General features: G+C 73.0%; 20 protein-coding genes and 2 pseudogenes. 11 read left to right on the forward strand and 11 right to left on the reverse strand.

All coding sequences use genetic code 11. The annotated features are described in order from the left end of the window. Positions 1-33: 33 nt before the first annotated feature. The gene (locus AB0I15_RS55450) at positions 34-768 is read left to right on the forward strand and encodes a hypothetical protein (RefSeq protein ID WP_358116202.1); all 735 of its coding nucleotides are present in this window, start codon (positions 34-36) and stop codon (positions 766-768) included. 1,094 nt (positions 769-1,862) lie between these two features. Here the strand turns inward: AB0I15_RS55450 and AB0I15_RS55455 are convergent. Next, positions 1,863-2,324: pseudogene (locus tag AB0I15_RS55455) on the reverse strand (ATP-binding protein); the annotation flags it as partial. A gap of 164 nt (positions 2,325-2,488) precedes the next feature. Here AB0I15_RS55455 and AB0I15_RS55460 point away from each other — a divergent pair. The 3 genes from AB0I15_RS55460 (at position 2,489) to AB0I15_RS55470 (ending at position 4,632) form a co-directional block, all read left to right on the forward strand. After that, a complete protein-coding gene (locus tag AB0I15_RS55460; protein WP_358116066.1) occupies positions 2,489-2,647 on the forward strand; it encodes a hypothetical protein in 159 nt (52 codons plus the stop codon). 642 nt (positions 2,648-3,289) lie between these two features. Further along, positions 3,290-4,057: a hypothetical protein gene (locus AB0I15_RS55465; RefSeq protein ID WP_358116069.1), complete on the forward strand. Its 768-nt coding sequence runs from the start codon at positions 3,290-3,292 to the stop codon at positions 4,055-4,057. 2 nt (positions 4,058-4,059) lie between these two features. After that, entirely contained in the window at positions 4,060-4,632 is a 573-nt protein-coding gene (locus tag AB0I15_RS55470) for a hypothetical protein (protein ID WP_358116072.1), read from the forward strand. Here AB0I15_RS55470 and AB0I15_RS55475 read toward each other — a convergent pair whose 3' ends face one another. Then, positions 4,633-4,821 (reverse strand): hypothetical protein, encoded by a 189-nt coding sequence (locus AB0I15_RS55475; protein WP_358116075.1) that lies wholly within the window; start codon positions 4,819-4,821, stop codon positions 4,633-4,635. Positions 4,822-4,938: 117 nt separating this feature from the next. Continuing rightward, the gene (locus AB0I15_RS55480) at positions 4,939-5,379 is read right to left on the reverse strand and encodes an ATP-binding protein (protein ID WP_358116078.1); all 441 of its coding nucleotides are present in this window, start codon (positions 5,377-5,379) and stop codon (positions 4,939-4,941) included. 423 nt (positions 5,380-5,802) lie between these two features. Here AB0I15_RS55480 and AB0I15_RS55485 point away from each other — a divergent pair, with 423 nt between their 5' ends. Further along, entirely contained in the window at positions 5,803-6,564 is a 762-nt protein-coding gene (locus AB0I15_RS55485) for an aminoglycoside phosphotransferase family protein (RefSeq protein ID WP_358116080.1), read from the forward strand. A 39-nt stretch (positions 6,565-6,603) separates the two neighbouring features. Here the strand turns inward: AB0I15_RS55485 and AB0I15_RS55490 are convergent, their stop codons facing one another. Both AB0I15_RS55490 and AB0I15_RS55495 read right to left on the reverse strand, forming a co-directional pair. Continuing rightward, the gene (locus AB0I15_RS55490) at positions 6,604-7,905 is read right to left on the reverse strand and encodes a DUF1996 domain-containing protein (protein WP_358116083.1); all 1,302 of its coding nucleotides are present in this window, start codon (positions 7,903-7,905) and stop codon (positions 6,604-6,606) included. An 80-nt stretch (positions 7,906-7,985) separates the two neighbouring features. Next, positions 7,986-9,017, reverse strand: a complete 1,032-nt coding sequence (locus AB0I15_RS55495) for a LacI family DNA-binding transcriptional regulator (RefSeq protein WP_358116086.1) — start codon at positions 9,015-9,017, stop codon at positions 7,986-7,988. 180 nt (positions 9,018-9,197) lie between these two features. On the opposite strand from AB0I15_RS55495, the gene AB0I15_RS55500 reads away from it, so the two are divergent. Then, positions 9,198-11,753: a discoidin domain-containing protein gene (locus AB0I15_RS55500; protein ID WP_358116089.1), complete on the forward strand. Its 2,556-nt coding sequence runs from the start codon at positions 9,198-9,200 to the stop codon at positions 11,751-11,753. Positions 11,754-11,757: 4 nt separating this feature from the next. Here the strand turns inward: AB0I15_RS55500 and AB0I15_RS55505 are convergent, their stop codons facing one another. From AB0I15_RS55505 to AB0I15_RS55515, 3 genes are read right to left on the reverse strand one after another with little or no spacing between them, the layout of a single operon-like run. After that, on the reverse strand, positions 11,758-12,660 hold the full coding sequence (locus tag AB0I15_RS55505; RefSeq protein WP_358116092.1) for a carbohydrate ABC transporter permease: 903 nt from the start codon (positions 12,658-12,660) through the stop codon (positions 11,758-11,760). 3 nt (positions 12,661-12,663) lie between these two features. Beyond that, entirely contained in the window at positions 12,664-13,572 is a 909-nt protein-coding gene (locus AB0I15_RS55510) for a sugar ABC transporter permease (protein WP_358116095.1), read from the reverse strand. Next, on the reverse strand, positions 13,569-14,930 hold the full coding sequence (locus tag AB0I15_RS55515) for an extracellular solute-binding protein (protein WP_358116097.1): 1,362 nt from the start codon (positions 14,928-14,930) through the stop codon (positions 13,569-13,571). Before AB0I15_RS55515 ends, AB0I15_RS55510 begins: the two co-directional genes overlap by 4 nt. 361 nt (positions 14,931-15,291) lie before the next feature. Between AB0I15_RS55515 and AB0I15_RS55520 the strand changes: the two genes are divergently transcribed. Together AB0I15_RS55520 and AB0I15_RS55525 are read left to right on the forward strand one after the other, a co-directional pair. Then, entirely contained in the window at positions 15,292-17,724 is a 2,433-nt protein-coding gene (locus AB0I15_RS55520) for a glycoside hydrolase family 3 N-terminal domain-containing protein (RefSeq protein WP_358116100.1), read from the forward strand. Continuing rightward, positions 17,708-18,733: a substrate-binding domain-containing protein gene (locus AB0I15_RS55525; protein ID WP_358116103.1), complete on the forward strand. Its 1,026-nt coding sequence runs from the start codon at positions 17,708-17,710 to the stop codon at positions 18,731-18,733. Before AB0I15_RS55520 ends, AB0I15_RS55525 begins: the two co-directional genes overlap by 17 nt. 168 nt (positions 18,734-18,901) lie before the next feature. On the opposite strand, the pseudogene AB0I15_RS55530 reads toward AB0I15_RS55525, so the two are convergent. Further along, positions 18,902-19,222 (reverse strand): annotated as a pseudogene (locus AB0I15_RS55530) (siderophore-interacting protein); the annotation flags it as partial. A 358-nt stretch (positions 19,223-19,580) separates the two neighbouring features. On the opposite strand from AB0I15_RS55530, the gene AB0I15_RS55535 reads away from it, so the two are divergent. From AB0I15_RS55535 to AB0I15_RS55545, 3 genes are all read left to right on the forward strand, one after another. Further along, positions 19,581-20,717 carry an FAD-dependent oxidoreductase gene (locus AB0I15_RS55535; RefSeq protein ID WP_358116106.1) on the forward strand — a complete coding sequence of 379 codons (1,137 nt, stop codon included), beginning with the start codon at positions 19,581-19,583 and terminating at the stop codon, positions 20,715-20,717. A gap of 672 nt (positions 20,718-21,389) precedes the next feature. After that, positions 21,390-23,015 (forward strand): protein kinase, encoded by a 1,626-nt coding sequence (locus AB0I15_RS55540; RefSeq protein WP_358116109.1) that lies wholly within the window; start codon positions 21,390-21,392, stop codon positions 23,013-23,015. A gap of 112 nt (positions 23,016-23,127) precedes the next feature. Continuing rightward, on the forward strand, positions 23,128-24,183 hold the full coding sequence (locus tag AB0I15_RS55545) for a hypothetical protein (RefSeq protein WP_358116112.1): 1,056 nt from the start codon (positions 23,128-23,130) through the stop codon (positions 24,181-24,183). Here AB0I15_RS55545 and AB0I15_RS55550 read toward each other — a convergent pair. Beyond that, complete coding sequence (locus tag AB0I15_RS55550) at positions 24,180-25,661, reverse strand: sugar ABC transporter ATP-binding protein (RefSeq protein WP_358116115.1); 1,482 nt, start codon at positions 25,659-25,661, stop codon at positions 24,180-24,182. The genes AB0I15_RS55545 and AB0I15_RS55550 overlap by 4 nt on opposite strands. 87 nt (positions 25,662-25,748) lie before the next feature. After that, on the reverse strand, positions 25,749-26,549 hold the full coding sequence (locus AB0I15_RS55555; RefSeq protein WP_358116118.1) for a DeoR/GlpR family DNA-binding transcription regulator: 801 nt from the start codon (positions 26,547-26,549) through the stop codon (positions 25,749-25,751). Positions 26,550-26,623 lie beyond the last annotated feature (74 nt).

The following is a 26,623-nucleotide window of genomic DNA, read 5'->3' on the forward strand; positions in this document are numbered from 1 at the left end:
GCCGCGACGCGCGACCAGGTCCACTCGGGGCTGGTGGGGCTGGGCTACTCCAGCAAGGACGCCGACGAGGCGATCGCCGCCGTGGACCGCGCGGCCAGCCGCTCCAGCCCGGCGAGCTGGACCTCCGCCCGCTCCAGGTCGCCCAAGGCCACCAGGGCGTCGATGAGCAGGTCGAGCCACTGCACGATGCCCGGCTCGTACACGATGTCGTGCACCTTCACCGCCAGCAGCGGTTCGAGGGCCTCGATCGTACGGCCGTGGTCGCCCCTGGCGGCGGCCAGGTGGGCGGCGGCGCTGCAGGCGTGCGCGAGCGAGGCCACCGCCGCGGGGCTCGCGCCCTTGCTCGACAGGGCGGCCTCCACGTGCGACTCCGCCAGCGCCCAGTCGCCCCGGGCGGCCGGGACCAGCGCGGCCAGGGAGTGGCAGACGGGCGACAGCCAGCGCTGGTCGGCGTCGTCGGCCACGGACGCCGCCGTCTCGGTGTGCAGGCAGGCGTCGTCCCAGCGGCCCGCCCGGTACTCCGCCTGCCCCAGCATGGCCATGGACAGCATGCGGAAGGGCACCGAGCGCTCTCCGCACGCCGCGACCGCCGCCGACAGGTCGGCCAGCCCGCCGGCCAGGTCGTCGCTGCAGGTCCGCAGCAGCCCGCGCCCGAGCAGCGCGTCCAGCTCGTCGATCGAGGCGGCCGACGGCGCGGGCAGGTCCCTGGTCGCGGCCAGCGCGGCCTCGATCTCACCCGAGATGCCCAGCCCGATGATCTGGGTGTAGCGGTTGTAGTCGATGCTGAAGCGGTGGCCGGGGGAGCTCGTGGCACGCTCCGACCAGCGGGCCGCCTGCCTGCCCTCGGCCCTGACCAGGCAGAGCATGGCGAGCTGCTGGGCCGCCCGCGCGGCCAGGCCCGCCTGCTGGGGCCCCGCGCGCTCCCAGGCGGTGATGAGCTGCACGCGGGCCTCCTCGATCTGGCCGCGGACCATGGCCAGGTGGCCCAGCGCGTAGCCGCGCACCGCCGGGTGCGCCTGCTCGGGCAGGTTCGCGGTCAGCCGGGCCGCCTCCTCCACCCGGCCGTCCAGCAGCAGCGCCTCCACCGCCTCGGCGGCCAGCGGAGCCGGATCGCCGGACAGCTCCGCCGCCGCCTTGAGGTGCTCGGCGGCGCTGCCGAACGCGCCGAGCCGCACCTGCGCCCGTCCCAGGCCCGCCAGCTCCGCGGCCAGCTCGGGGCTCGGGCCCGCCACCGCCTCGATGCGGTGCCGCAGCCGCGCCTGCTCGCCCTCGGCCACCAGCGCGGCCCGCGCGTGCAGCGCCGAGCGGTGCGCCGGGCCGAGGTCGCGGTAGACGGCCGCCCTGACCAGCGGATGCGCGAACGCCGCCACCGGGCCGTGCGCGGAGGATCGCTCCAGCAGCACGCCCTCCCGTACCGCCTGCTCCAACGCCTGCAGCGGCTCCTCCACGCCGGCCACCCTGGCGGCCAGGTGCAGCGGGCACGACAGGCCCAGCACGCTCACCGCACTGATCAGCTCGCGCACCGGCGGCGCGCACCTGGCCACCTTGGCCAGCACCAGCAGCCCGTACGAGCGCGGCGCCGGCAGCGGCTGCCCCAGGTCGTCCAGCGCCGCCGCGGGCACCTCCTCCAGCAGCGCCCGCAGGTGCAGCGGCACGCCCTCGGTGTGGTCGACCAGCCGCGCCACCGCCCGCTGCGACACCGGGCCGCCGCCCAGGCCGTTCACCAGGGCCGCCACCTCGGGGCCGCGCAGCCCGCGCAGCCGCAGCCGGCGCGTGGTGTCGGAGGCGACCAGCCGCAGCAGCCCCGAGGGGCCCGGCAGCATGGCCGCGTCGCGCAGCATGAGCACCGCCAGCACCCGGTCCACGCGCAGCCTGCGCAGGCAGAACGTCAGCGCCCGCAACGTGGGCACGTCGGCCCAGTGCACGTCGTCCACGATCAGGCAGAGCGGCTCGGCGAGCTGCCGCTCGGTCACCACGTCGAGCAGCGCCGCCCCGACCGCCAGCGGGTCGGGCAACTGCGCCGGATCGTCCAGACCGGGTGACGCCAGCGCGGCCAGCCGCGGCGGCAGCCCGCCGGGCCCGCCGAACAACCTGATCAGCGTCCCGTACGGCAGCAGCGTCTCGCCCTCGTCGCCGTCGGTGAACAGCACGTCCGCCGTCTCGCACGTCTCCAGGAACCGGTGGATCAGGGTCGTCTTCCCGATGCCCATGGCCCCCTCGACCACCACCAGCCTGGGCAGACCGGCTCGGGCACGCCCGAATTCCTCGCGCAGGCACGCCAGCTCGAAATCCCGCCCGACGAACGTGACGATCGGCTCAGCCATGATGGCCTCCCCATCCTGGATATATAACGTTTTCGCGGTCCGGCGGGCGACTCAAGTAAGACTTGCCTGTCTACATGTCCAGAGCCCGGCCGAAAATCAGGGGTTATCCCCAGGTGCCGCCCCGGGCCACGCCTCCTACGATCATGGTTGACCCGGGAGGCGTGATGCGCTTCATTCTCGACCTGGAGTACGGCGGTGACGGGGTTCACGGGCAGGTCACGCGGGAGGGGTGTGACCGGCCGGAGCCGTTCCACGGCTGGCTGGAACTGCTGCGCGTGCTGGAAGGCCCGGAGTCCAGGGGTAATCCCTGGGACGGTCCCTGACGCGCCGGACGCCGGAAGACCGGAACATATGAGGTGTCCCCGTGGGAGGGGCGCAGGTGAAGACCTTCCGGCCGTTCGCGGAGGGACGGCCAGGGTCTTCGCCGCGCAGGGGGCGGTGCCCGTCGGCCCCCCGTGGAGCAGCTGCCACGTCAGCGCGCCGGTCCTCGCCATGCCGGCGCCGGTTCCGGCGGTCACACCGGGGCGGTATTCCGCACGGTAGCCATGCGGCGACCGCCCCGGCGCACCGCCTCCCACCCGCCCCCTTCCGCCCGCGACCACCCGCCCCCTTCGCCGGAGCGCTCGCCCGACACCGGGCCGCTTCCCGCGCCGGGCAGCCACTCGCGAACCGCGATTCCCGAACGGGCGACACCTCCCAACGTGCGGTTCCTCCCGACGGCGGCCCCGTAACGGGCGATCCTTCGGCGAAGTGCGGCCCGGGAGCGTGACCCCCGGAGGGGTCCCTTTTCCCTGAAGGACCTTGGCGAAGTGTGGTGGGGCGGAGAAGAAGGGCGGTCATTGAGGGCAGACGGAAAAGGGGGCATTGGGCACACCCGGGCCTTTACCTTTCAGCCCCTGACGCCATCATTGCACTGTGTGATAGTAATGTGACACTGTGTATCCGGAGAGGTTCGGGAGATCTTCATGTTGGCGTACACGCTCTCGATCTTGGCGGCGGTAGGCGCGGTCGCGCTCACCGCGCTGGTGTTCAGGCGGGTGAAGACGGCAGGCGAGGACCGCGACCCCAACGGCCCGTCCGCCGCGCACGCGGGGGCGATGTTGTCGGCCATGTTCCTGCTGGTCTTCGCCATCGCGATCATCGTGCCGTGGACCACGGCCGACGCGGCCCGGCTCAACACCCACGCCGAGAGCCAGTCCGCGGTCGACGCCTACTGGGCGGCCTCCGCCCTGCCGGGCACCGCGCCCGAGGAGGTGCGGGCCGGGCTGCGCGACTACATGGCGTTCGTGGTCAAGGACGAGTGGCCGCTCATGGCCGACGGCAAGATGCACCCGGTCGGCGCCGCGCGGATGGACGAACTGCGCGGGCGCGTCAACGGGCTCGAACCGCGCGACGCCGAGGAGGAGGACGCCAAGGCCTCCGTGCTCGAGCACCTCAGCGGCATGTCCACGGCCCGCGCCCAGCGCACCGCCGACGCCGCCGCGTCGCCGCCCGACGGGCTGCTGGTCCTGACGGTCCTCACCGGCGTGCTGGTCATCGTCTTCCCGTTCCTGGCCGGCGCCCGGCCACGCGGGCTGGCCATGCTGCCGCTGGTGGCGACGGCGGCGCTGCTCGGGTTCGGCATCTACCTGACGTGGGACATCTCCCGCGCCTTCGCCGGGCCGCTGGCGGTCGGCCCCGAGGCGTTCCAGGGAACGCTGCAGGAGTTCGCCCGGATCGCCGGGGGGATGTGACCGTGGGCGTCAGGCGCGCGCCGCTGCTCCTGGCCGCCGCCCTGCTGGCGGCCATGGCGGCGGGCCCGGCTGCGGCCGAGCCCGACCCGTGGCCGGTCCCCAGGATCTCGGTACGCCCACCCGAGCCGCCCAAGGGTGTCACCGTCGGCCCCAGGGTGCGGGTGCCGAGGGTCTCGGTCCAGAGCTCTCCGGTCCCCAGGGTGTCGATCGCCATGCCGAAGAGGAAACGGCGGGCCACGCCCAAGGTCACCGTGCCCCACGTGACCGTCTATCCCGACGGGGTGTGCACGGGCGAGGTCCAGGTGGGGGAGTGCCCGCGCCGCGCGCCCCGCACGGTGCACCGGGCCGTGCCCCCCGCCGGGCCGGTCCTGGTGCCCGCTCCCGCTCCCGCGCCCGCACCCTCGCCCGAGCCGACCCCCGAGGAGCCGACCCCGAAGGCGACGGTCCGGGGGCAGGCCAAGCGGCTCGAACCGCGGCCCCGCAGGCGAAACCCGATGACCAGCGTCGCGCTCACGGTCGTGCTGGTGACGGCGATCACCTCGACCACGGCCGTCGCCTTCAAAGCCCGCCGGTGATCACGCGACCGACTTGAGCGCCTCGGTCCGGGTCTTGAGCGTGACGCCCTCGTTCAGGGTGTACGCCGACAGCGCCCGCTCCAGCGGGCCGGTGGGCTGCCGCCGGGCGGCGGTTCGCGGTGCGGGGTGGCGTGCTCGTGCTCGTGGAGCCGCTTGACGCCGGCGTCCTTTGACAGTGAAGGCGGGCATAGGCCGAGGGCTGAGTGGGCTCGCCCGCCGCGCCCGCCGAAGGCGATGGCCAGGACCTCGTTGAGCAGGGTCCAGGACTGCGCGGCGGCCGGGCGTACGGCGAGTTGTGAACGGCGCTCAGGTGCGCGACGGGAGGACGACGCAGAACGTCGCGCCCGCGCCGGGGCGGCTCCGCGCCTCGATGCGGCCGTCGTGCGCCTCGACCACCGCCGCCCTGCCGCTCACCTCACCCCCGGCATGCACCTCACTCCGGCCGCACGCCTCGCCCCTGCCGCGTACCTCACCCCCGGTACGCACCTCGCCCCCAGCGCTTGCCTCCGCTCCAGCGCTCGCCTCCGCTCCGGTGTGCGCCGCGGTCTCTGTCCGGCCGTCGTCGGGTAGTTCGTCCACCAGGACGCGGACGGCCGTGCCTGGGGGAGCGTGGGCGACGGCGTTGCCGACCAGGTTGGCGACGACCTGGTGGAGCCGGTGCTCGTCCCCGGCCACCCGCACCGGCCGTTCGCCCAGCACCAGCTCGATGTCCCGCCCTGGATCGCGCGCCCGCGCCCCGTGCGCCACGTCGCCCGCGATGAGGCGAACTCCGTGAGCTGCGTGTCCACCCGGTCCAGCAACAGCACCCCCGCCGCCGCGAACACGGTCAGCACGCTATGGTCCAGCACGCTCTGGTTGCGCAGGCTCTGGCCCAGCACGCTCTGGTAGCGCAGGCTCCGGTCGCGTAGGGAGTAGCCCGCGCCGCGCCGCGTGTGGATCAGTGGCGGGCCCTCCTGTGCGCCCGAGGCGGCCGTGCGCATCCGGAGATCGTTGCGCGCGAGGGCGTCGAGCGGCAGTTCGCGGATGGCGGGTTCGTCGTCCGCCACGAGCACCACGGGGCCTGCGTTCATGACGCCTGTTGTACCGGGTCCGTCTGGGAGCCCCCATAAAACCACCTGCGACGCCGTCGCGGCGGCTGCGACACTGACCGGACCTGATCGAGGAGGGGCGTTGCCCGACGAAGAGGTGCTGACCGGCGGCGGCGTCAACCACGTGGTCAAGGTGGGCGACACGGTACGCAGGCCCGCGGGCCCCTGGACGCCCGCCGTGCAGGCCCTGCTGCGGCACCTGGCCGCGCGCGGGTTCACCGGTGCGCCCAGGAGCCACGGGATCGACGGCGAGGGGCGCGAGATCCTCGACTTCGTGCCCGGCGAGACGGTCGGCCATCCGCTGCCGGACTGGGTGCACTCCGACGGCGTCCTGGCCGCCGCCGGGCGGTTGCTGCGCGACTACCACGACGCCACCGCCGGCTTCCCGGTGCCGCCGGACGCCACCTGGTATTTCCCGCCGGTCGGGCCGGCCGAGGTGATCTGTCATGGGGACGTGGCGACGTACAACTGCGTGTTCAGGCAGGAGCGGCCGGTGGCGTTGATCGACTTCGACACCGCGCACCCGGGGCCGCGGATCTGGGACGTGGCCTACGCCGCGTACCGGTTCGTCCCGCTGGCCGCGGACGGGCCGCCGGTGGGGGAGCAGGGGCGGCGGGCGCGGGTGTTCGCCGACGCGTACGGGCTGGCGGCGGCCGACCGGCTCGCGCTGGCCGGCACCGCGCGAGCCCGCCTGGACGGGCTGGTCCGCCACATGCACGAGCGGGCCGCCGCGGGCGACGCGGCCTTCGCCGGCCACATCGCCCGCGGGGACGACCGCCTCTACCGGACGGACATGGACCACCTCGCCCGGCACGCGTCCCTGCTGACGGCCGCCCTCACCTGACCTCGTCCCGAGTCGCGGCCCTCCGCGGGCCCGGGACGGTCAGGGCAGGTTGTAGTTGGTGTCGAGCGCCGCGCCCCGATGCGGTTTGTACAGGTCGAACCCGCGCGGATCACACTGCAGCCCGCCGTTGACGCAGTGCCGGACCAGGGCCCGCAGGATCGCCGGCTCCCAGGCGTTGAAGAAGTCGTAGTGCCAGGAGTACCCCCGCCCGCTGGACAGCCGCGCCTGCGACAGATCCCCGTCCGCCGGGAAGGCGATCTTGAACTCCAGCATCGGCACCGGCACCGGATGACTTCCGGGGCAGTAGCCGGACACCGGGTAGGCCATGTGCCGCTTGTGGTCGGAGCTGTCGAGGTTGACGCCGTCCCAGCAGCTCGGAGCCTGGAAGCGCACGTTCACCTGGGTGCCCGCCGGGCAGGAGCGCGGCAGGTCGTAGTTGTGGAAGCTGTCCCCGCACTCGAACCCCTCGACGGCGCCAGGCGCGTTCCTGAACTCCTCGAGGCTCTGGCCCGGGCTCCCGACCACGAACCGAAGCCCCTGCGGGAACGTCCTGACCGTGGTGTAGTCGAGGACGCCGGACTTGTAGTAGACCACCTGCGGTCCCACCGGCTGGACGAGCTGGTCGCCCTTGAAGAAGCTGGGGAACCAGTACGCCGACCGGTCGTGCGGGTTCGTGCAGGAGGTGCCGCCGGCCAGCAGCGAGGCGAGCGTGCTGTGGGCGTTCGTGGTGGTGTTGCCGATGAACGTGTGCAGGTGCGACGCGCCCGGCAGCCCCGGCAGCACGATGGGGTCGTCGGGACGGTTGGCGGTGACCGAGCAGTTGGCCTGGAACTCGTGGTGGGTGGCGTGGTCGATGCCGGTGGCCTCGCCGTGGACCTGCAGCTCCCACAGCGAGTACCCGTACGGCGTGCCGCGCTGGGTGCCGGTCAGCCGGACGTGGCGGCCGGTGCCGGACACCGCGATCGTCTGTGTGCCGCCGGTGCCCGCCGCCGTGGTGTGCAGCGTGGTCCAGGAGGTGCCGTCGGCGGAGGACTGGAGGGTGAAGGACCTGGCGTACGCCTGCTCCCAGCGCAGCACCACGCGCGCCAGCCTGGCCTGGACGCCCAGGTCCACCTGGAGCCACTGGGGGTCGGAGAAGGCGCTGCTCCAGCGGGTGGACAGGTCGCCGTCGACCGCGGCGTCCGCCGTGGCGCCGCCGCCCTCCGAGGAGGAGGCGGTGGCGGCCTTGCCCTGGGACAGCAGGGTGTCGGCCGCCGAGGCCGGGGCCGCGACGGCGACCAGGAACGCCGCCGCCAGCAGCACGATGGCGGCGCAGGATCGGATGGGGGACGAACGCGTCATGGCATCTCCTCATGCGGAAGGTGAGATGTCGGAGAGCGCTCTCCCAGTAGAGGTCCGCCGCCCTGGTTGTCAATACGCGCTCAGGCGGAGTCGCGTACGACCAGGGACGGCTCGAAGATCCTGGAGGTGACCGGCTGCCCGGGATCGCCGAGGTGGGCCAGCAGCAGCCGCCCCATCTCGGCCGCCATGTCCTCCACGGGGTGCCGGACCGTGGTGAGCGCCGGTACGCAGGCCGTCGCCGCGCTGCTGTCGTCGAACCCCACCACGGCCACGTCGTCCGGCACCCGCCGGCCGTGCGCGCGCAGCGCCGCCAGCGCGCCCTGCGCCATCACGTCGTTGGCCGCGAACACCCCGTCGAGCCCGTCGTGCCCGGCCAGCAGTCGCTCCATCGCCCGCTCGCCGCTGGGCAGGGTGAACCCGCCCTCGGCCACCGGCACGTACGGATGCCCGTGCACGGCCATGGCCTCCTGGAACCCGGCCAGCCGGTCCTGGGCGGCCGGCACGTCGAGCGGCCCCGAGATGGTCGCCACCCGGCGGCAGCCCCTGGCCACGAGGTGGTCGGCGGCCAGTCGTGCGCCCGCCCGGTGCGCGAGGTCCACATAGCTGATCGGCAGCGGCTCGGCGGGCCTGGCGAACAGCACCGCCGGCAGCCGCGCCTCCGCCAGCAGCCGGGGCAGCGGGTCGGCGCCGTGCGTGGAGACCAGGAGCGCGCCGTCGGCGTTGCCCTGCCGCAGGTAGGTCACCACCTGCCGCCTGGCCTCCTCCGTCTCGGCGAACATGAGGACCGGATGGATCCCGAGCGGCCGCAGGAACCCCACCACGCCGCCCGCCACCCGGCCGAAGAACGGGTCGGCGAAGACCCGGCTCGGGAAGGGGTCCTCCTCCGGCCCGCCGCCCGCCCCCGACACCACCAGGGCCACGGCCCCCGTACGCCGGGTGACCAGCGAGCGCGCCGCCTGGTTGGGCACGTAACCGGTCTCGGCGATGGCCCGCCGCACGGCCTCCTGGATGGCCGGATCGACGTTGCGGATGCCGTTGATCACCCGGGAGACGGTCGCGCGGGAGACCCCCGCCGCCCTGGCCACGTCCTCGAGTGTGGGTGGGCCGCTCATGCCGCCCTTTATAGCACAGAGTTGGAGAGCGCTCTCCGAAGCTCTGGCGGTGTGAGCTGCGGCGATGTCACGGGCGTGTTTCGGGTCGGTCAATGGGGGCTTGACAGGCCGCCCGCAGGGCGGGACGCTTCGGCCATCGGAGAGCGCTCTCCCCCTGTTGTCACCGATGGAGGAGAGTCCGTGCGTTCCTTCACGAGCCAGGGCCTGGTTGTGGCCCTTCTGGTGTGGCCGCTGCTGTGGGCCGGTCCCACGGCCGCCGCTGACACGCCGCTGTCGCAGGGCAGGCCGGCGACCGCCTCCTCCGCGGAGGGCGCCGCCTGGTCGGCCGCCGCCGCGTTCGACGGCGACCTGTCCACCCGCTGGAGCAGCGCCTTCTCCGACCCGCAGTGGATCCAGGTGGACCTCGGCGCCCAGGCCGCGCTCACCCAGGTGGTCCTGCGCTGGGAGAGCGCCTACGGCAGGTCCTTCACCGTCCAGTCGTCGGCCGACGGCACGACCTGGACCACCCTGCACTCCACCACGACGGGCGCGGGCGGCACGCAGACGATCCCGGTCTCCGGCGCCGGCCGCCACGTCCGCCTGCACGGCACCGCCCGGGGCACCGGCTACGGCTACTCCCTGTGGGAGTTCGAGGTGTACGGCACCACGGGCGGGCAGCAGGACGGCTGGACGGAGCTCTGGAGCGACACCTTCGACGGCCCGGCGGGCACGTCGCCGTCCGCCGCGAACTGGATCCTGCGCACCGGCACGAGCTACCCCGGCGGCCCCGCCCGCTGGGGCACCGGCGAGGTCGAGACGATGACCGCCGACCCCGCCAACGTCGCCCTCGACGGCCAGGGCCGCCTGGCGATCACCGCGCTCAGGGACGCCGCGGGCGGCTGGACCTCCGGCCGCGTCGAGACCCGCCGCGCCGACTTCACGCCCCAGCCGGGCGAGCAACTGCGCTTCACCGCCCGGCTCAGGCAGCCCTCCGTGGCCGACGGCTCGGGCTACTGGCCCGGCTTCCGCGCCACCGGCGCCGCCTTCCGCGACGGGTTCACCGGCTGGCCCGGCATCGGCGAGAGCGACATCATGACCGACGTCAACGGGCGCGGCCAGGTGTCGAACACCCTGCACTGCGGCACCGCCCCCGGCGGCCCCTGCGCCGAGTACGACGGCCGTACCAGCAGCCTGGCCACCTGCGCGGGCTGCCAGAGCGGCTACCACGAGTACACCCAGATCATCGACAGGACCAGGACCGACGAGGAGATCCGCTTCTACCTGGACGGCACGCAGACCTGGGTCGTCCGCCAGAGCCAGGTCGGCCTGGCCGCCTGGCGGCAGGCCGTGCACCACGGCTTCTACCTCGGGTTCGACCTGGCGATCGGCGGCTCGCTGCCCGACGCGGTGGCCGGGCACGCCACCCCGACGGCGCGGACCACCCCGGGCGGCGTGCTGAGCGTCGAGTCCGTCTCCGTCGCCAGGAGGGCCGGGACCCTCCCGCCGCCGCTCACCGACCCGCCCGTGCCCGCCGGGCCCAGCGTCGTCACGGTCGCCGGCGGCCAGGGCGACTGGCGGCTCACCGTGAACGGGCAGCCGTACCTGGTCAAGGGGCTGACGTACGGGCCGCCGCAGGCCGCGGCGGACGCCTACATGCGGGACCTGAGCTCGATGGGGGTCAACACGATCAGGATCTGGGGCGTGGACGACGCCCACACCCCGGCCCTGCTGGACACCGCGGCCCGGCACGGCATCCGGGTGATCGTCGGGCACTGGCTCAACCAGGGCGCCGACTACGTGAACGACGCGGCGTACAAGGCGTCGGTGAAGGGCGAGATCGTGGCCCGGGTCAACGCGCTCAAGGGCCGGCAGGGTGTGCTGATGTGGGACGTGGGCAACGAGGTCATCCTCACGATGCAGGACCACGGGCTGCCGGCGGACGTGGTGGAGGCGCGGCGGGTGGCGTACGCGAGGTTCGTCAACGAGGTGACCGAGGCGGTCCACGCGGCCGACCCGAATCACCCGGTGACCTCGACGGACGCCTGGACCGGGGCGTGGGCGTACTACAAGGCGCACACTCCGGCGCTCGACCTGCTGGCCGTGAACTCCTACGGCGCCGTCGGAGGCGTCAGGCAGGCGTGGATCGACGGCGGGCACCGCAGGCCGTACATCGTGACCGAGGGCGGGCCCGCGGGGGAGTGGGAGGTGCCCGCCGACGTCAACGGTGTCCCCGACGAGCCGTCCGACCTGGCCAAACGGGACGGTTACCGGGCCAACTGGGCGGCCGTCGCCGCGCATCCCGGCGTGGCGCTGGGCGCGACCGAGTTCCACTACGGGCTGGAGAACGACTTCGGCGGCGTCTGGCTCAACACCCTGACCGGCGGCTGGCGGCGGCTCGGCCATCACGCGCTCAGACAGGCCTACACCGGGCAGCCCGGCGGCAACACCCCGCCCGAGATCACCGGCATGACCGTCGGCTCACGCACCGCCGTCCCGGCGGGCGGCACGTTCCCGGTCGAGGTGAGCGCCGCCGACCCGGACGGTGACGCCGTCCGCCACAACCTGATGGCGAGCGACAAGCACATCACCGGCGACCGGGGCCTGCGCCACCTGCGCTTCACCGAGACCGGCCCCGGCCGGTTCACGGTGACGGCGCCCGAGCGGCCCGGCGTCTGGAAGGTGTACGTCTACGCCTACGACGGCCACGGCAACGTCGGCATCGAGCAGCGCTCCTTCCGCGTGGTGCCGCCCGGCTGACGGCTCACTTGCCGAAGCCCGCCGTCAGGCCGCTGAGGAGCTGGCGGCGGCCCACCACGTACAGGACGAGGATCGGCAGCGTGGTCAGCACGACGGACGCGAGCACCGCGGGCACGTTGATGCTGTACTGGCCCTGGAACGACCACAGCGCCAGCGGCAGCGTGCGCTTGTCCGGGCTCTGGGTGAGGATCAGCGGCAGCAGGAAGCCGTTCCAGATCTGCAGCGAGTTGTAGACCGTCACCGTCACCACGGCCGGGCGGGTCAGCGGGAACGCCAGCCGCCACAGCGTCACCTGCTCGCTGGCGCCGTCGATCCGCATCGAGTCGAACAGCTCCTTCGGCACGTCCCTGATGAAGTTGGCCAGGATCAGCACCGACAGGGGGATGGCGAAGGCGATCGACGGCAGGATGAGCGCCATGAGCGTGTCGTACAGGCCGAGCTGGATGATGATCAGATAGATCGGGATCACCGTGGCCTGCAGCGGGATGGCCAGGCCCATCAGGAACAGGGAGTTCGTCCAGCGCAGGAAGCGGGCCCGCCCACCGCGCACGATCGCGTACGCCGCCATGAAGCTGAACAGCACCGCGGGCACCACCGCGCCCAGCGTGGCGATGACGCTGTTGATGAAGTACTGCGGGAAGTCCGACTCGATGACGAGCCGGTAGTTCGCCAGCGTCGGCTCGCCGGGGGGCGCGAGCGGGTTCTCGGCGTAGTAGTTGCTCTGCGACTTGAAGCTGGTGATGACGATCCAGTAGATCGGCACGATCACGATCGCCAGCCAGAACACGCTGGTCAGACCGGCCAGCCAGTTGGGACGCTCGCTGGCGCGGCGGGCCGCGCGGCGGTGGTGGGGCTCGGCCGGGGGCGTGGCGGCGCGTTCGTGGACCCTGGTGGGGACGGTCGTCATGCGTCAGGCCCCTTCGAGCTGGCTGTGGCTGGCGTCGCGGCCGCCGAGCCGGCGCAGCAGCAGCGCCAGGACGAGGCCCACGAGGACGAGGATGACCGCGATCACGCTGGCCGGACCCATGAGGTTGGCCTGGAAGCCGCGCTTGTACATGTCCAGGGCGAGCACCCGGGTGGCGTCACCGGGACCGCCCGCGGTCAGCACGAAGATCAGGTCGAAGAAGGTCAGCGAGCCGACCACCATGAGCGTCGAGGACGTGATGACCGTGTACTTGAGCTGCGGCAGGGTGATGCTGAAGAACTTGCGGACGCGGCCCGCGCCGTCGAGTTCGGCGGCCTCGTACATCGAGCGGGGGATCTGCCGCACGCCGCCCTGGTAGATCAGCGAGTGGAACGGGATGAACTGCCAGGACACCACGAAGATCACCACGCCGAAGGCGAGCACCGGATCGCCCAGCCAGTCCTGCACGAGCAGCGGGATGCCCAGCCCGGCGCCGAGCCCGAAGTTCGGGTCGAGCAGCGCCTTGTACGTGATCGCCAGCGCGGCCGAGCTGAGCAGCAGCGGGATGAAGTAGAACACCGACAGGACCGCCCGGTAGCGCTGCTGCCCGGCCAGGAACACGCCCATCAGGATGCTCGCCGGCGTCTGCACCGCCCAGGACAGCGCCATGACCAGGAACGTCACCCACAACGCGTGCGGCAGTTGCGGGTCGGCCAGCACGGCGCTCCAGCTCTCGACCCCGGCGAAGTGGATCGAGCCGAGCCCGTCCCACGAGGTGAAGCTGAGGACCAGGACCCCGATGAGCGGGATGACACCGAAGCCGACGAAGAGCACCAGCGCCGGGACGGCCAGCCAGCCGAGGGAACCACCACGGCCCGCGCGAGCGGCGGGCCGGGTGGTGGTGACCGCGCTCACTTGCCGATGACCGCGTTCAGGTTGGTGGCGAACTGCTGCGGCGAGACCGACATCTGGAACAGCTTGGAGATGTTGTCCAGCAGCACCTCGGCGGCGGTCGGGCTGAGCGCCTGGTCCCAGGACTGGGCGAAGGACTTGGCGTTGCTGGCGATGCCGTAGACGAAGTTCAGGAAGTCCTTGTCCTTGGAGGCGGCGAACTGGGCGTCGGCGCCCTTGACGATCGGCACCGCGCCGGTCTCGACCCACTCCTTGATGGCCTGGTCGCCCATGAGCTCGGTGGAGAAGAACTTCTTGGCGATCTCCTTCTGCTCGGCGGTCGCCTTGGAGGAGATCGAGATGTACTGGCCAGGATTGCCGACGGTGTTGCCGGGGTCGCCCTTGCCGCCGTCGATCGGCGGGAAGTTCATGTAGCCGAGGTTGCCGCCGGAGACGAAGTCACCGCCGTCGGTGGACATGCTGCCGTACGTCCAGCCGCCGTGCAGCATCATCGCGGCCTTGCCCGTGTAGAGCAGCGCCTGGTCGGCGTTGGAGTCGGCGGTGATCGAGGAGAAGCCCTTGATGAACCCGTTGGCCTTGATGAGCTCCTGCATCTTGCCCAGGGCGTCGATGGCGATCGGGTTGCTCCAGGCGTCCTTCTCGCCGTCGAACACGGCCTGGAACACCTCGGGGCCGCCGAGGCGGTCGAAGAGGAACTCCAGCCACATCATGTTCGTCCAGCGCGACTGCCCGCCGAGCGAGAACGGCGCGATGCCCTTGGCGTTGAACTTGGGCACCAGGTCCATGATGTCGCCCCACGTCTGGGGCGGCTCGGCGCCGATCTTCTCGAAGGCGCGCTTGTCGTAGTAGAGGACGATCGGCTGCATGGTCTCGCACGGCATCGCGTAGATCTTGCCGTCGATGGTGGCGGCGCCGAAGGAGGAGGGGAACAACTTGTCCTTGACGGCGGCGTTCTGGTCGAACCAGGAGGTGAGGTCGTCGACCTGGCCCGCCTGCACGTAGCTGCGCAGCGTGCCGCCGCCCCAGCCCCAGATGAGCGTGGGCGCCTGGCCCGCTCCGATGGCCGTCTTGATCTTCGTCTTGTAGGCGTCGTTCTGGAAGGTCGTGCCGGTGATCTTGCCGTTCGGGTTGGCCTTGTTGAACCGCTCGATGGTCCTGGTCCGCACGCCTTCCTGCGGCTGCGTCGACAGGTACCAGTAAGTGGCACCGCCGCCCCCGCCGCCTCCGGCGGTGGCGGCGGTGCCGCCGCCCGCGCCGGTCTGGGTGGGCCCCGAGCCGCCACAGGCGGCGAGCGCGGCTCCGAGGGGAAGGCCCATGGAGAGGCCGAGGAAGGTGCGGCGAGAGGTTGTCCTGGACTCCACGCTGATCTCCGTACTCGAGTGCCGCGGGCTGGGGGCGCGGCTCGTTGATCACTGGATGCGGCGGCCGACGGCCGTGGCGCGGTTGGGTGACCGTGCCACTCGTCCACTCCTCCTAATGTCAGCTCGTCGAAACATTTTCGACATGACCGGAGGCTCGCCAATCTAGATTTCGTGAAAAGTCGTGTCAAGACCTGGTACGTCGGAAAGCCTCTGGATTTCCACAGGGCCGCGTGTAAAGTATTTTCGCGCGCTCCTACCAGGTGATCTGCTGATGAAAGCTTCCGTCCTGAGGTCGTCCATCGGTGTCGAAATATTTCGAAAGAGTTACGACAGAACCGCACCGCTTTAAGGAGAGCAGTAGATGACGGCTCTAGATCGGACCCCCACGGACCGGGCCCTGCGCCCGTGGCAGGACCCGGCGCTCGCCGTGGCCGACCGAGTCGACGCCCTGCTCGCCGAGCTGACGCTGGAGGAGAAGATCGGGCAGCTCGGCAGCCGGTGGATCGGCAACGACATGCGGCAGGCCGAGCCGGAGCCCGGCGCCGAGCCGCTGAACGTGGCGCCGATGCAGGACGTGTTCGCGGCGTCGGGGACGGTCCCCCTCAAGGAGGCCGTCCGCCACGGGCTCGGCCACCTGACGCGCGTGCACGGCAGCGCCCCCGTGACCCCGGAAGAGGGCGCGGCCGAGGTCGTACGGCTGCAGCGGGCGGTCGTCGAGGCGTCCAGGCTCGGCATCCCGGCGCTCGTCCACGAGGAGTGCCTGACCGGCTTCACCACCTACGGCGCGACCGTCTACCCGGCGGCCATCGCGTGGGCGGCCACGTTCGACCCCGAGCTCGTCGAGCGCATGGCCGCCGCCATCGGCGCGGACATGCGGGCCGTCGGCGTGCACCAGGGGCTGTCACCGGTGCTGGACGTGGTGCGCGACTACCGGTGGGGGCGGGTCGAGGAGACGATGGGCGAGGACCCGTACCTCGTCTCGATGCTCGGGGCCGCCTATGTGCGCGGGCTGGAGAGCGCCGGGATCATCGCCACCCTCAAGCACTTCGCCGGCTACTCCGCCTCGCGGGCCGCCCGCAACCACGGCCCCGTGCCGATGGGCCGCCGCGAGCTGATGGACATGATCCTGCCGCCGTTCGAGACGGCCATCGCGCTGGGCGGCGCCGGTTCGGTCATGAACTCCTACGCCGACGTGGACGGCGTGCCGGCCGGGGCCGACCCCTGGCTGCTGACCGAGGTGCTGCGCGAGGAGTGGGGCTTCACCGGGACCGTCGTCTCCGACTACTGGGCCGTCCCGTTCCTGGCCACGATGCACCACCTGGCCGCCGGCACCGGCGAGGCGGGCGTGCTGGCGCTCACCGCGGGCATCGACGTCGAGCTGCCCGACACGCTCGGCTTCGGGCAGCACCTGGCCGAGCGGGTGCGCCGCGGCGAACTGCCCGAGGAGCTGGTCGACCGCGCGGTACGCCGCCTGCTCACGCAGAAGGTGCGGCTCGGGCTGCTCGACCCGGACTGGACGCCGGAGGGCTCGGTCGCCGGGGCCGCCGCCGCGGACCTCGACTCGCCCGCCAACCGCGCCCTGGCCAGGGAGCTGGCCGAGCGCTCGGTCATCCTGCTCGACGCGGGCACCGCGCTGCCGCTGCTCGGCGAGGGCCGCGCCGCCCCACGCCGGGTCGCCGTCGTCGGGCCCGCCGCGCACGACCCGCGCACGTTCATGGGCTGCTACGCCTTCCCCAACCACGTCCTGCCCCGCCACCCCGGGCTCGGGCTCGGCGTCGAGGCGCCCACCGTCCTCGACGCGCTGCGGGCCGAGCTGCCCGGTGCCGAGATCCGCTACGAGCGCGGTTGCGAGGTGCGCGGCGACGACCGCTCCGGCTTCGCCGCCGCGGTGGCCGCCGCCCGCCAGGCTGACGTGTGCGTGGCCGTGGTGGGCGACCTGGCCGGGCTGTTCGGGCAGGGCACCTCGGGCGAGGGCTGCGACGCCGAGGACCTGCGGCTGCCGGGGGCCCAGGCCGGGCTGCTGGCCGAGCTGGCCGCCACGGGCACGCCGGTCGTCGTCGTGGTCGTCTCCGGCCGCCCGTACGCGCTGGGCGAGGTGCACGCCGGGGCCGCCGCGCTCGTGCAGGCGTTCATGCCCGGCGAGGAGGGCGGCGCCGCGATCGCCGGCGTGCTGTCGGGCCGGGTGCAGCCGGCCGGGCGGCTGCCCGTGCAGATCCCGCGCGGGCCGGGCGGGCAGCCGGGCACCTACCTGCAGCCGCCGCTCGGGGCCGACAGCCACGGCATCAGCAACCTCGACCCGACGCCGCTGTTCCCCTTCGGGTACGGCGCCTCCTACACCGCCTTCGAGCTGTCCGGCTTCGCGATCAGCGACGCCGAGGTCCCCACGGACGGCGAGTTCACCGTCTCCGTCACCGTGCGCAACACCGGCGGCCGGGCCGGCGAGGAGGTCGTCCAGCTCTACCTGCGCGACCTCGTCGCCCAGGTCACCCGGCCGGTGCGGCAGCTCGCCGGGTTCGCCCGGGTCCGGCTGGAGCCCGGGGAGAGCGCCGACGTGCGCTTCCTGGTGCACGCCGACCGGACCGCCTTCACCGGCCGCGACCTGCGGCGGATCGTGGAGCCGGGAGACGTCGAGGTGCTGGCCGGGACGTCGGCGGCGGACCTGCCGGGCCGGGGCGTCGTACGATTGACCGGCCCGGCGCGGCAGGTCGGCCACGACCGGCGGCTCGTCACACCCGTGGAGGTGAGCGCCGCCGAGCGAGCGCGGCAAGGGGGTGGAGATGCCGGCCAGTCCTAGGCGCGCCACGCTGGCCACGGTCGCGGCCTCGGCCGGCGTATCGGTCGCGACCGTCTCGAAAGTGCTCAACGGCCGCAGCGACGTCTCGCCGGCCACCCGCTCTCTGGTGCAGTCGCTGCTGCAGCAGCACGACTACGTCGCGCCCGCGCCGCGCCGCGAGCCCGCCGGGCAGGCCACCGTCGAGGTGCAGTTCGACACGGACCTGAACGCCTACTCCACCGAGATCATCCAGGGCGCGGTGGCGGCCGGGGCCGAGGCCGGGGTCGGGATCGTGGTCAGCATCCGGAGGGGCGCCGACCGTACCACCGCGTGGGCCCGCGAGCTGGTCGCCTCGGGGCGGCGCGCGCTGATCGCGGTCACCAGCGAGCTGACCTCGGGCCAGCCCGCCGCCCTGGCCCGGGCCCGGCTGCCGCTGGTCCTCATCGACCCGCTCAACCTGCCACGGACCCGCGTCACCAGCATCGGCTCCACCAACTTCGCCGGCGGCCTGGCCGCGACCCACCACCTGCTTGCCCTCGGGCACCGGCGCATCGCCTACCTGGGCGGTCCCGCGACCGCGGCCTGCAACCAGGCGCGGCTGCACGGCTACCGCGCCGCCATGGAGGCCGACGGGGCACCGGTGCTGCCGGGATACGTGCGGTCGGGCCACTTCCGCTACCACGACGGCGTCATCGGCGGCGCGGCCGTGCTCGACCTGCCGCGCGCGCCGACGGCCATCTTCGCGGGCAGCGACGAGATGGCGATAGGGATCATGGAGGCGGCGCGGGCGCGCGGGCTGCGCATCCCGGCGGACCTCAGCATCGTGGGCTTCGACGACACCCAGATCGCCCAGGTCACCTCGCCGCCCCTGACCACGATCCGCCAGCCGCTGCGCGAGATGGGCGGCGTGGCGCTGCGGACGGCGCTGCGGCTGGCGGCCGGGGAGAAGATCGACTCCCACCACGTGGAGCTCGCCACCGAACTGGTCGTCCGCGGCTCGACCGCCCCGGTCCCGGTCGCCCGAGCCTGACCGCCCTGGTCCCGGCCGCCCGAGCCTGACCGCCCTGGTCCCGGCCGCCCGGACCTGACCGCGCGGGCCTGACCGGTTTGTCAGCCGCCCTGGCCGTTGTGCTTCCAGTAGCCGCCGAAGTACCTCGATCAGCGCCCGCACCCGGACCGTGGCGGGCAGCGACCCGAGGATGGCCGAGATCGCCGGCAGCGCGGTCTCGTCCCCGGCCACGAGCTGCCAGGACGCGCCTCGCGGCCGGTACTCGACCCCGGCCGGCGCGACCACGCCCGCCCGCGGCCCGATGACGTCGCCCACCCCGGCCTTGAGCGCCCACGCCGAGGCCGGCCCGTGGTCGCCGTGCAGGACGAAGTCCACGTCGACCTCGCCCGCCTCCGGCCGGTGCGCCCGGATCGTGTACGTCCGCATGATCGGCCGCACCTCCTCCGGCACCTCCTCCGGCATCGCCTGGTAGTCCCCGTACCGGTCGGCGGCCCCCGGCAGCCGCGGCACGAGCTGCCCGCCCCGGAGGAACAGCAGCTCACCCGCTGGTCGAACCCGCCCGAGCCGAGCCCGGCCGCCTCGGGCCCGCCGAGCGTGAAGCGGGCCACGTGCGGCGTGATGAGCCGCCTGGCCAGCACCCGGGCGTGGACGACGACGGACGTGGGCGGTTCAGCGCTCATCGGTGACGGTCCTTTCGGGGTGGAGATGGTGGCGGCCGACCGGTCCGACGAGCGGGGTGCCGGACACCGGGTCGTCGATGACCCGGCAGGACATGCAACGGCCGACCATCAAAAGTTAGCTAGGCTAACCTAATGCGCTGGCAGCGCCAGGACGCGGGGGTCCGGGAAGACCCCGGGGGTCGCGGCGGTTGCAGCTCAACGTGGTGGAGAGCGATGTCGTGGTCATCGGCGCGGGGCAGGCGGGCCTGTCCAGCGCGTACTTCCTGCGGCGGTTCGGGTTCGAGCCGGTGGTGCTCGACGCGGCCGAGGGCGCGGGAGGGGCGTGGCGTCACCGCTCGCCCTCGCTGACCATGGACAAGGTGCACGGGGTGTTCGACCTGCCGGGCGTACGCCGCAGCCCGGGCGCCGACGGCGGGCGGCCCGCCGCCGAGGTGGTCCCGGCGTACTACGCGGACTACGAGCGCGAGGCCGGGTTCGGCGTCGTGCGGCCGGTCCGGGTCACGGCGGTGCGGCGCGGGACCGGCGACCGGCTGCTGATCGAATCGGACGCGGGGGAGTGGGCGGCCAGGGCCGTCGTCAACGCGACCGGTACGTGGACGCGCCCCTACTGGCCCTACTACCCGGGCGCGCCGGGCTTCGCCGGCCGTCAGCTCCACTATGCCGGTTACCGGGGGCCGGAGGAGTTCGCGGGGCGGCGCGTGGTCGTGGTGGGCGGCGGGGCGTCGGCGATGCACGTGCTGTCCGAACTCGCCGGAGTGGCCGCCGCGACGACCTGGGTCACCCGCCGGCCGCCCGTCTTCAAGGACGGCGACTTCGGCGAGGAGGCCCGGCGGGAGGCCGTGGCCCTGGTGGAGGAGCGCGTACGCGCGGGCCTGCCGCCGCAGAGCGTGGTCAGCGTGACGGGCCTCGGCTACAGCACGGTCGTCCGCGAGGCGCTGGCGAAAGGCGTCCTGGAACGACTGCCGATGTTCGACCGCGTCACCGAGCACGGGATCGCCTGGGACGATCGTGGCTACTGGGCGGCCGACACGATCATCTGGGCCACCGGCTTCCGCTCGGCCCTGGACCACCTGGCCCCGCTACGCCTCAGGGAGCCGGGCGGCGGCATCCGGGTGGACGGCACACGAGTGATCAAGGAGCCCCGCCTGCAACTCGTCGGCTACGGCCCCTCGGCCAGCACGATCGGCGCCAACCGAGCGGGCCGCACCGCCGCCACGAACATCCGCACCCACCTGACCGCCCAACCCTCCCGCCCAGCCCGCGCCCCCGCGCGCCCGCCGCCGTCACCACCGACAGCTCATGCCCGTACGCGTCATGCCGCTTGATCCCCACCCCCGCCCAGTGCTCGCCCGTCTCCGGATCAACGGCCACCAGCACCTCCCCGCCGAAGCCGCCGACCAGGCCGAAGTCGCCGAGCCCGCCGACCACGCCGAGCCCGCCGATCTCACCGGCCGCGCCGATCTCACCGACTCCGCCGCCCGCGCCGACCCGGCCGACCGCACCGACTCCGCCGAAGACCCGGAGCCAGTCGGGTACCCCGGGCGCGTCGGCGGGTACCCATTCCCCGGCGTCCGCCAGTGGCGCTGGGCGGGTGGTCCAGCGGAAGACGGCCTCGAACCAGGCGCGATCCCCGTACCCGATCAGCTCGGGCACCTCCGTCAGCGAGCGGGCCGCGCGTACGCGCGTCACGTGCTCCGGTGGCACCGACAGGACCGCGCCGTCCGGAGTGCCGACGCCCAGCGCCGGATGGACGCGGCCGTCCCACCCCGGCGTGGCACGCCGTTCCGACCCTGTGACCTGCAGTTTCTCCTGGGGCGGCCACGCGCCGAGCCACTGACGGAGATGATCGGTGAGCGACACGGAACTACTATAAAGAGTAGTAAAAATACCGATTGGGCCAGGTGTGTCGTTACTCCGGCGAAGGGGCTCGACACACGGTGTGACGCCGGGTTAGCGTCCTGACATAAGGATCTTTATGGCCATCAGGAGGTCCCACCATGGAAGTTCCCGGCTACACCGAGCTCCGGGAACTCGGACACGGCGGCACCGGCAGGGTGATGCTCGCCGTACGGGACTCCGACGGTTTGGCGGTCGCGATCAAGCACTTGTCCGAGCCGCTGCGCGAGAACGCCGACTTCGTCGCGAGGTTCAGGGCGGAGGCCCTGGCCATCAAGGAGATCGACAGCCCCCACACCGCGCGGGTGCTCGACTACCAGGAGGGTGACGACGACGCCGTCATCGTGATGGAGCTGGTCGACGGCGTCACGCTCCGGCGGCTGCTGGACCACGAGGGCGCGACCGGCTCCGAGGCCGCGCTCGTGGTGCTCAAGGGGGCGCTGCTCGGGCTGGCGGAGGCGCACCGGCACGACATCGTGCACCGCGACTTCAAGCCCGAGAACGTCCTGGTCACCGAGGAGGGCGACAGCAAGCTCGTCGACTTCGGGGTGGCCGCGCACGTCGGCGAGTCGGGCTCGTTGTCCGGGACGCCCGCGTACATGGCGCCCGAGCAGTGGGACGACGCCCCGGCCGGCCCCGCCACCGACGTCTACGCCGCGACCCTGGTCTTCTACGAGTGCCTGACCGGCCACCGCGCCTTCCGCGGCGAGAGCGCGGCCGCCCTCGCCTACCAGCACCAGCACGCCGTGCCGGCGCTGGAGGACGTCGAAGAGCCGCTGCGCCCGCTCGTCGAGCACGGCCTGGCCAAGGACCCGGCGCTGCGTCCCGCGTCGGCGCAGGCGTTCCTGGACGAGCTCGAGGACGTCGCGCGCGGCGCGTACGGGGACGAATGGGAGCTGCACGGGCGGACCGGGCTCGGCATCCTGACCCTGCCGCTCGCCGCCCTGCTGCCGAAAGCGCGGCCGGCCGCGAACGGCGCCGGCGCCACCACCACCCTGTTCCACACCGCGCTCTCGCCCACGCGCAGGCTCGCGGTGACGGCCGCGCTGGTGGTGGCCACCGGGGCCGCGGTCGTCGCGGCGTTCGTGATCTGGCACGACGCTCCCGGTCAGAGCCCCGGTATGGCCCTGCCGCCCGCCATGTCCCCGCCGCTCACCGAGCCCCCCGCCTCACCCGCGCCCGCCCAGCCGTCGGACGCCGAACCGTCGGACGCGTCGTCCCCGACGTGGAGCGAACCCGCCGGGAGCGCGCCGCCCGCCACCTCCGCCGACCGGCCTGCGGCCCCGCCGACGGGCGGCGAGTCCACCCGCGAGCCGGCCCGGTCGAGCCGGCCGGATCCGACCGGCACCCGGCCCGCGGCGAGCGACCCGCCGAGGAGCGACCCCCCGAAGAACGACGATCCGCCCAAGGCCGACCGTCCCCAGACCGATCCCCCCAAGACCGACCCGCCCCAGACCGACCCGCCCGCCACCACGCAGCCCCCGGCCACGAATGACCCCGAGCCGCCCCCCGTCAAGGACCCCGGCCCGCTGGTCTCCCTCTCGGTCGGCGTGTCGCTCGGCCTGCCGGTGCTCGGCGGCGACGGCGACGGGCTGGTGGACGCCGACCTGGGGCTGGGCCTGGGCTCCAGCCTTCTGGGGCTGGTGCTGGTGCCGGGATCCGTGCTGCTCGGACGGCATCTGGTGGTCCGCCGGGTACGCAGGCGCGACAAAGACGGATACAGGTGAGTTTCGTACCCGGTGGTCGGATCCTCTACTATCGTGCGTCGGATAGAGGGCGTTCCCCGGCCTGAATACTTCGTGACCGGAACCTGCCCTGCGTCTCAGGGTAAGGAGAAGAGTGGCGGCAACGTCCTCCGCCGACCGGCCTCGCGGCCACGCCCGCGCGTCAGTCGCCAAGGTCCGGCGGGGCCTGGCCACCGCATTCACCACCGCATTCGCCACAGCATTCACCACAGCGCTCACCGGCGCCCTCCTGTGCGGGCCCGCCGCGCCGGCGCAGGCCGAGCCCAAGCCCACGGTCAAGCGGCTGAAGAAGGAGCTGGCCGCGCTGCAGAAGGACTCGGACAAGCTCATCACCGACTACTACGGCAGCCGCGTCGCCTACCAGAAGGCGGAGAAGGCCGAGAAGTCGGCCCGCGAGAAGCTGGCCTCCGCCCAGGAGGTCTACGACCGGCACTCCGGCGAGTTGCGGGCCATGGCCGTCGCCCAGTACACCGGCGGTGAGCCGGGACAGCTCTCCCTGGTCACCGGCGAGCAGGACCCCTCGGCCCTGCTCGGGCGGATGGCGCTGGCCCAGCACCTGATCGACGCCCAGGACGCCAAGCTGCGCGGCTACGCCGAGGTCAGGAACGCGCAGCAGCGGGCCAAGGACGAAGCGGTGGCCCGCGCCAAGGAGCTCGAGGAGACGGTCGAGGACCTCGAGAAGCGCAAGGGCAAGGCCGAGAAGCAGATCGAGCGGATCAAGGACAAGATCGACCAGCTCTACACGGCGCCGGGGGCGCGTCCCGACGGCACGTGGGTGCCGCAGCTTCCGGGCGGGTCCGACAACATCACGCCGAGGATGCAGCTCGTCAAGCAGCTCATCCAGGAGCGGTTCGAGGTGCCGTACGGGATCGGGTGTTTCCGGGCCGTCCAGGACGGCGGCGAGCATCCGCTCGGGCGGGCCTGCGACTTCATGCTGAGCCGGGGCGGCGCGATGCCGTCGGGGGCGGAGCTCAAGCGTGGCGACGAGATCGCCGCCTGGGTCACCAAGAACGCCAAGCGGCTGGGGATCATGTACGTCATCTACCGGCAGCGCATCTGGCACGTCAGGACGGGCGCATGGCGCACCATGACCGACCGCGGCGGCACGACGGCCAACCACTACGACCATCCGCACGTCTCGGTGTACTAGTCCTTCGCCAGGGCGGCCAGCAGGCGGTCCTCGGTGACCTCGGGGCCGGTGAGCCGGTCGGTGATCGCGCCGTCCCGCAGCACGACCACGCTGTCGCAGTTCTCGACGAGCTCGGCCACGTCCGACGAGATGAGCAGGATGGCCAGCCCGTCGACGGCCAGCTCGTCCAGCAGCGCCTGCATCTCGAGCTTGGTCGCCACGTCCACCCCGCGGGTCGGCTCGTCCAGCAGCAGCACCTTGGGGTGCATGGCCAGCCATCGCGCCAGCAGCACCTTCTGCTGGTTGCCGCCGGAGAGTTCTCCGGCCGGCTGGCGGGGCGAGACCGCCTTGATGCCCAGCCGCCGCATGAACGTCGAGACGATGGCGTCCACCTGCGCGTCGGACACGATGCCCGCCCGTGACAGCCGGGGGAGCGCGGCCAGGGCGATGTTGTCGCGCACCGACAGCGTGGGCACGATGCCCTCGGTCTTCCTGTTCTCGGGCACCAGGCCGATCCCGGCGCGCACGGCGCTCCTGATCGACCACTTGCGGGCCGCCGATCCGGCGACCGTCACCTGCCCGGCGTCCACCGGCAGCACGCCCGCGATGGCCCGCGCCGTCTCGCTGCGCCCGGCGCCGAGCAGCCCGCCCAGCCCGACGACCTCGCCCGCCCGCATCGCCAGCGACACCCCGGCCAGCACGTGGTGGCGGGTCAGCCCCTTGGCCTCCAGCACCGGGACGTCGGCGGGCACGTCCGGCTCGCCCTCGTGCGGCGTGGCCGCCACGGGGTGGAACGGCCGGCCCAGCATGAGCGAGACCAGCCGCAGCCGGTCGAGGCCGGCCAGGGGCCCGGTGTGCACGACCCGGCCCTCGCGCAGCACGGTGACCCGGTCGCAGATCCCGTAGAGCTCCTCCAGCCGGTGCGTGACGTAGACGACCGAGCGGCCCTCCTCGCGCAGCCGTGTCACGGCGCCGAACAGGGTCTCCAGCTCGGAGTGGTCGAGCGCCGACGTGGGCTCGTCCATGATGACCAGGCGGGCGTCCGCCGAGGCGGCCCGGGCCAGCGCGACGATCTGGCGGGCGCCCTCGCCCAGCGACCCGAGCGGGCGGCGCACGTCGACCTCGAGCCCGTACGCGGCCAGCGTCTCCTCGGCGCAGGCGTGCACGGCCGCCGCGTTGATCAGCCCGAACCGGCCCCGGGGTTCCCGCCCCAGCAGCAGATTCCTGGCCACGCTCATCGTCGGTACGAGGTTCGTCTCCTGGTGGATCGTGGCGATCCCCGCCCGCTTGGCCTCGGCGGGCCCCGCGAACCGCACCGGCTCCCCGAGGAGGCGCAGCTCGCCCGCGTCCGGCTGGTGGACGCCGGACAGCACCTTCACGAGGGTGGACTTGCCCGCGCCGTTGCCGCCGATCAGCGCGTGCACCTCGCCGGGACGTACGGACAGGGTGACGTGGTCGAGGGCGGTGACACCCTGGAACGTCTTGAGAACGCCAGCCACCTGTAGCACGGTTGCCTCCGCCTCGATCGTGGTCGAGTAAGGAAACATTCTAGTAACGGGATTGTCACATTCGATCAGAAGCGGCGATCAGAACTGGCCGACATGGAGCCGCACACCCCGTGCGCTCAGGTCGTCGAGCACGTCGCGGGGCGCGGCGTCGTCGGTGACGAGGTGGTCGATCCGGTCGGGCGCGACCGTCTGCACCATCGTGTCCACGCCGATCTTGGTGTGGTCGGCCAGCACCACGACCTCCTCCGCGGCGGCGGCCAGCGCCCGGTCCATGCCCGCGACCTGCATGTTGGGGGTCGAGAGCCCACGCTCGGCGGTCAGGCCGTTGCCCGAGATGAACGCCCTGCGCACCCGCAGCCCGGCCAGCGAGTGCTCGGCCGCGCTGCCCACCAGGGCCAGGATCGAGCCGCGCAGCGTGCCGCCGGTCAGCATCACCTCGATGCGCGGCGAGCCGGACAGCACCTGGGCGACCAGCAGCGAGTTGGTGACCACCGCGAGCTCGGCGTGCCTGGTCAGGCGGCGGGCGAACTCCTGCGTGGTGGTGCCGGGACCGATCACGATCGCGTCGCCGTCCTCGACGAGCGCGCCGGCCAGGTCGGCGATCGCGGCCTTCTCGGCGGACTCCAGCGAGACCTTGTGGGCGTAGCCGGCCTCGCGCGACAGCTCGCCGGGCAGGGTGGCGCCGCCGTGGTGGCGGTTGAGCAGGCCCTCGGACTCCAGCGCGCGCAGGTCGCGGCGGACGGTCACCTCGGAGGAGTGCACGGCCTGGGCGAGCTCGCGCAGCGACACGGCGCCGTTGGCGCGCACCAGCTCGAGAATGCGCTGGCGGCGTTCCGCGGCGAACACGGGCCTGCGTCCGTCGCTCTGCGTGTCGCTCACGTCCCGATCATAGTCGACCGGCCCACATGAGTTCACCTCTGACCGAACGCGAACGAATTTGATCGGGAATCTTG

This window comes from Nonomuraea sp. NPDC050643, assembly GCF_040654715.1.
GTDB lineage: Bacteria > Actinomycetota > Actinomycetes > Streptosporangiales > Streptosporangiaceae > Nonomuraea.